1 protein-coding gene is annotated in these 486 nt (G+C 56.8%); it reads right to left on the bottom strand.

The genetic code is table 11. The features are described 5' to 3' along the window. On the bottom strand, window positions 1-486 hold a 486-nt coding region (locus tag LOK78_RS16415), incomplete at both ends, for an FIDD domain-containing protein (RefSeq protein WP_370465583.1).

The following is a 486-nucleotide window of genomic DNA, read 5'->3' on the forward strand; positions in this document are numbered from 1 at the left end:
AAGCATCAAGTCCCGTGTCCATCAGTGGAGAGCCCACGACCTCCGTCCCGTTGGTGTCCGTACACAGTACGTACACATCCTCCAGAACAAAGGAAGGAATAGGCGCCACCTGAAGTTCCAGGGTGGTTATGTCGTAGCAGATGCTATCCGGTGTTGTATCGTTGTCAACGCGCACCCATACGGTCTGCGGGTTGCTCAGGTTCATATAGGAGGTCGGGTTGGCGATGGCGTTGTCCATGGCCAGGGCGTCTGCCTCGGTCTCATAGTAACTTACCGTGAAGTTCGCCGGGTCCTGGCCGTCAAGTACCGTGGCATTCTGCGTGCTCAGGTCAAAGGCCACCGAGTCGTCCGTTGGGTCGCCGTCAAACTCCATGTTGTCATCGCACAGTACAAAAGGCTCCGGCGTGTTGGCCTCGGCAGCTTCCTGTACCTCCACAAAGAAACTGATCGTGGCGATGTCACAGCGGGTCTCCAGGTCCATGATGT

The sequence above is a fragment of the Mangrovimonas futianensis genome, assembly GCF_021245805.1.
GTDB lineage: Bacteria > Bacteroidota > Bacteroidia > Flavobacteriales > Flavobacteriaceae > Mangrovimonas > Mangrovimonas futianensis.